Origin of the sequence: Hungatella sp. SL.1.14, from assembly GCF_024460495.1 — a bacterium.
In the GTDB taxonomy this organism is placed as follows: Bacteria; Bacillota; Clostridia; order Lachnospirales; family Lachnospiraceae; genus Hungatella; species Hungatella hathewayi.
In genome coordinates, this window is sequence record NZ_JANFYJ010000062.1 from 1 (window position 1) to 3,713 (window position 3,713).

Sequence of the window (3,713 nt, forward strand, 5' to 3'; positions counted from 1 at the left end):
ACTCTATCCTGCACTATGGTCTTGCGTTGCTTTTTTACTCTTCTAATATCTGCCTCTGTCTCTTTGATTAATTCACATGCATCTATATATTGTTCCAGCACCTCCTTATTCAACGGCCTCACCCCTTCCCTACCCGCGGCTTGTACGCACGTTCCCCATCCAGGTACTCTTCTTCCTTCCTCTGCTGGCCCAGAAGCTGCCGCATCCGATTCAGCGTATCCCGGTTCTTCTGTTCCTCAAAGAACTTGACGATCCGCTCATTTCGCTTGACAATATCTTTATTCTGCCTGCGGTATTTCCGACTCTGCTGAAACTTCGTTGCTACTCGGTTCCGCTCAGACTTATCCACTGCAAATTCTATTGCATGAACCAGATCTTGCAGACGCCGGTCCTCTTCGTTCACATTTTCATACGCTGCCTTGTATTCCTGGATACATTGGTCTATGAAATTCAAGAAATTCTCCAGTTCTTTAGCCGGACTGTTTTGCTCCACCGGCCTCGCCTCCCTGTCTATATCTTTTTCGTTTCCGCATCTGCAATACTAAATCTGGCCATAGCGCGCTATCCAGTACACCACTTGGCAGCCTAACCAATGCAAAGTATTTATACTTCGCCATGATCTTCCCGCGGTGCGCCTCCCCGGTATGCCCCATGGAATCGATCCCCTGGGCCTTGTAGGTATGTACCATTACCATGCGGCCGATCTTGTAATACCGCTGTGCGGCCTGTATCTCCTTCTGGTTAATGTATCCCGGCGGGATTTCTTGTCGTTTCACTCTATGTACCCCCTGATCTCCTCTACTACGTCACGGTATGCATGACAATAAACCGGTGGGAATCCCTCTGGCGGCTCCATTTGGTCCACCTTATCCCGTACCTCTGCCTGCCACATATGCAGATACTCATTCTCAAGCCGCAGATTCAATATTTCGTTAGCTTGCTCCATTCGTTTCCGCTCTGCATCGTCATCATTTTCCGCCATGCATAAGCTTATTGTTATCACAGCCACCGCACCGCCGACAAACAAAGCTATGACTATACCACATAAAACACCCATATCGTTATCCTTTCGAAAATCTTATACTACTGATATCAGTTGTCTTCTACCTGATCATTGTCATTGCTTTCATCTTCTGATTCTCCAGTGACCATCTCGCGCATATACCGATGTGGTACATTGCACTTTATGCCTTTAGCAAGGAATTCTCTTTCCGTACAACCTTTCATCAGTTCATAGAAAGCAGAAAATGTAACCTCTACTCTATCTTCTTTTCCGAATGCATCTATTAATCCCATCTTATATCCTCTCTTTCTTTCGTTCGATAAATCTCGATTTAGTTGCGTATCGTTATGTATCACTACACACTAAAAACATTTCCAGCGCCTTTCGGATCACCCAGGAGATGGAGCGGTCCTCACGCTGGCAATAGGCCATCAGCCGCCTAAACTGTCCCGGCTCCATGCTTATATCCTGCCGTATGTATTTCTCTCCTTCTGCTTTTCTCGGTCTTGCCATGCCGGCCGCTCCTTTCCCTGTGTATTACTCCGTAAGTTTTTCTCAATCTCGATTTAGATAAATGTCGCTTCCGGCTCTTTTTCCGGCTCAATATAGCTGCTGTCCCATTCCTCATCAATCACTATCGCGGTTCCCGCGCGTTCCAGCCTGAGAAGAAGGACCTCGAAATCAGACAGTCTTCGCAATGATGAAATTTTGATGTCACTTGAAATACTTATAGAATATGGGTGCTCTTTTCCATAATCGCTTATGTATTTTGAAACCTGAATCTGTATATTAAGATCTTTATCGTGATCGTTTTCAAATGTAATTTTCGCTCTCTGTAAACAACTCCACTCCGGTTTTTCTTCTTCCTCGAACCTCATTTCGCAATCTACTGGTGCATAATACACCCCATCGTCATGACATACCTCTAGCCCGTCAACATCTATATCCTTTTCGCACTGTTTTATCCACGCTTTGAATAAGTCAGTAACTTTGATTTCCTTCTGTTCCGGCTCCAACATAAGTTCTTTGAAATTCTCAAGAATCTGTTTTTCGGCCATGCAGCCATCGGAATTCACTATCTCAGTGAGCACGGTATCCAGCTTAGGGAGGAATTCTGTAAAATCGTACTTCTCGATGTACGGAACCATAACCTCCGTTATTTTATTTTTAAGCGCCCTTTCGGCCTCTCCCCAGCGGAAAGCCTCCCCTACTGCGTTTTTAAAAGCTTCTTTGAATTTTTCCTTTACTATTTCCTGCACTTCTTCTTCGGTTAAAACTTCCTGTGCAATCTTTAATAATTCATCTTTCATATCTTCTCTCCTTTAAATTTCCTGTTATGCCACGCGGTTATTTCGTCAAGATAAAACGTTTCCCCACACTTCGGGCAATAGGGAATCATTCCTGCTCTGGTTTCCCGCTCCAGATTTTTTATGACTACCAGATGCGGCTTATATGCTGCTATCTCACGCCTCTGCTCAAGCAATGCCTCTACCTGGTCGCCTAACCGCTCATAATGTTTTGCCATACTGTACAAAGCTTCAAAGGGTTCTACAATAGCACCGCAGTCCTCGCACTGTACAATTTTATTTACATAATCAATCTCATAGTGTGGATTACTGCACTCACATAGTTTTCTTTTCCCGTATTCCACCTTAAGCACATCAATGCGCTTAATTTTCTCCGGTAGATTCTCCATCTTCTTTTTCCTCTAAATGATCGTTTTGTTAAGCAAACCGTAGTTGTTCGTGGCTGTCGTCGATCCTCATATTCGGCATTCTTTCGCCGACTTTGAGATACGGACAGTTTGCAGATACCAGTGCCTGCGCCATTATCGGCACCACGCTATTCCCGATCCGCGCCACCTGTTCCCCGACGGGGTACGGCTTGCCCTCTATGTCATGGTTAAGTATGTAATCCTCCGGAAATCCCTGCATTCTCTTAAGTTCCTCTGGTTTCAGCATACGGAGGAAGATATCTTTCAAGATATACTGTTCTCCATCTATGTCCGTTATCACATTTACTAACCCGAATCTATCCTTTGTTGTTATCGTTCCCAACGGCCGCCCAGCTTCCTGACCGCAACCAGTACCGTAATACTTAATCAAGAATGCAGATATAAGCCCGAAATGCCCCGGTGATGTGGTGATGGTATGTAATGGCTCCTCGCACATCTGGCCTGTCCCGGATTTATAAAATTTAGTGACAAATGCCGTAACCAGACCATACCGGTTGCTGGTATCAATTGTCTTTATCGGCTCCGTCAGCAGTTGGCCGCGCGAATCACCTTCCCGTGTTTCTCCGTGATACTGGATCATAAAGGAAACGGCGCTCTGATTGTTAACTATGTACGGTTGCGGATTGTTAACAACATACTTAACGTATCCGTTTGCTATCCGTTTCATGGTGGCATCTGCCAGCGGCCGTGGACGGTCAAATATGGAACGCCCCAAATCTGACCAATCAATATAATCCCCACATTCCAGCCACTTCAGCCGGCCATCTGCTCCGCTCTTACTGTGTGTTGGCTCCGGCCATGTAATCACATTCCCGTCTCTGCGGAAGATTGCATACCATCGCTTCCGCGTTGTCGGCGCTCCGTAATCTGCCGCTACCAGTTCCCGGCTGTCAAAATCATATCCCAATCGTTTCATGGCCGCTATGAATCGTTTGTAGTCCTCTCCGGCTCTTTCTTTTATTGGGTGCCCTGCCT

At 45.8% G+C, this 3,713-nt stretch carries 8 protein-coding genes and 1 pseudogene; all 9 read right to left on the reverse strand.

The window, feature by feature from the left end:
* Positions 1 to 113, reverse strand: a pseudogene (locus tag NE473_RS33260) (RNA polymerase subunit sigma-70); the annotation flags it as partial.
* Between the two features lie 5 nt (positions 114 to 118).
* Positions 119 to 493 carry a hypothetical protein gene (locus tag NE473_RS29685; RefSeq protein WP_256265524.1) on the reverse strand — a complete coding sequence of 125 codons (375 nt, stop codon included), beginning with the start codon at positions 491 to 493 and terminating at the stop codon, positions 119 to 121.
* Entirely contained in the window at positions 471 to 776 is a 306-nt protein-coding gene (locus NE473_RS29690; protein WP_118078043.1) for a hypothetical protein, read from the reverse strand. Before NE473_RS29690 ends, NE473_RS29685 begins: the two co-directional genes overlap by 23 nt.
* Positions 773 to 1,057, reverse strand: a complete 285-nt coding sequence (locus NE473_RS29695) for a hypothetical protein (protein WP_118078041.1) — start codon at positions 1,055 to 1,057, stop codon at positions 773 to 775. Before NE473_RS29695 ends, NE473_RS29690 begins: the two co-directional genes overlap by 4 nt.
* 35 nt (positions 1,058 to 1,092) lie before the next feature.
* Complete coding sequence (locus tag NE473_RS29700; RefSeq protein ID WP_118078039.1) at positions 1,093 to 1,296, reverse strand: hypothetical protein; 204 nt, start codon at positions 1,294 to 1,296, stop codon at positions 1,093 to 1,095.
* 52 nt (positions 1,297 to 1,348) lie between these two features.
* Positions 1,349 to 1,516: a hypothetical protein gene (locus tag NE473_RS29705; RefSeq protein WP_006775522.1), complete on the reverse strand. Its 168-nt coding sequence runs from the start codon at positions 1,514 to 1,516 to the stop codon at positions 1,349 to 1,351.
* Between the two features lie 53 nt (positions 1,517 to 1,569).
* Complete coding sequence (locus NE473_RS29710; RefSeq protein WP_118078037.1) at positions 1,570 to 2,313, reverse strand: hypothetical protein; 744 nt, start codon at positions 2,311 to 2,313, stop codon at positions 1,570 to 1,572.
* Entirely contained in the window at positions 2,310 to 2,699 is a 390-nt protein-coding gene (locus NE473_RS29715; protein ID WP_118078035.1) for a hypothetical protein, read from the reverse strand. Before NE473_RS29715 ends, NE473_RS29710 begins: the two co-directional genes overlap by 4 nt.
* Positions 2,700 to 2,727: 28 nt before the next feature.
* Positions 2,728 to 3,713: DNA cytosine methyltransferase (locus NE473_RS29720; protein ID WP_256265525.1), on the reverse strand; the 986-nt coding region annotated here is incomplete at its 5' end.

What these genes read in the sequence shown, in the direction of transcription:
- NE473_RS29695 (WP_118078041.1), bottom strand. Translation starts at nt 1,057, where the DNA reads ATGGGTGTTTTATGTGGTATAGTCATAGCTTTGTTTGTCGGCGGTGCG.
- NE473_RS29710 (WP_118078037.1), bottom strand. Translation starts at nt 2,313, where the DNA reads ATGAAAGATGAATTATTAAAGATTGCACAGGAAGTTTTAACCGAAGAA.
- NE473_RS29700 (WP_118078039.1), bottom strand. Translation starts at nt 1,296, where the DNA reads ATGGGATTAATAGATGCATTCGGAAAAGAAGATAGAGTAGAGGTTACA.
- NE473_RS29715 (WP_118078035.1), bottom strand. Translation starts at nt 2,699, where the DNA reads ATGGAGAATCTACCGGAGAAAATTAAGCGCATTGATGTGCTTAAGGTG.
- NE473_RS29705 (WP_006775522.1), bottom strand. Translation starts at nt 1,516, where the DNA reads ATGGCAAGACCGAGAAAAGCAGAAGGAGAGAAATACATACGGCAGGAT.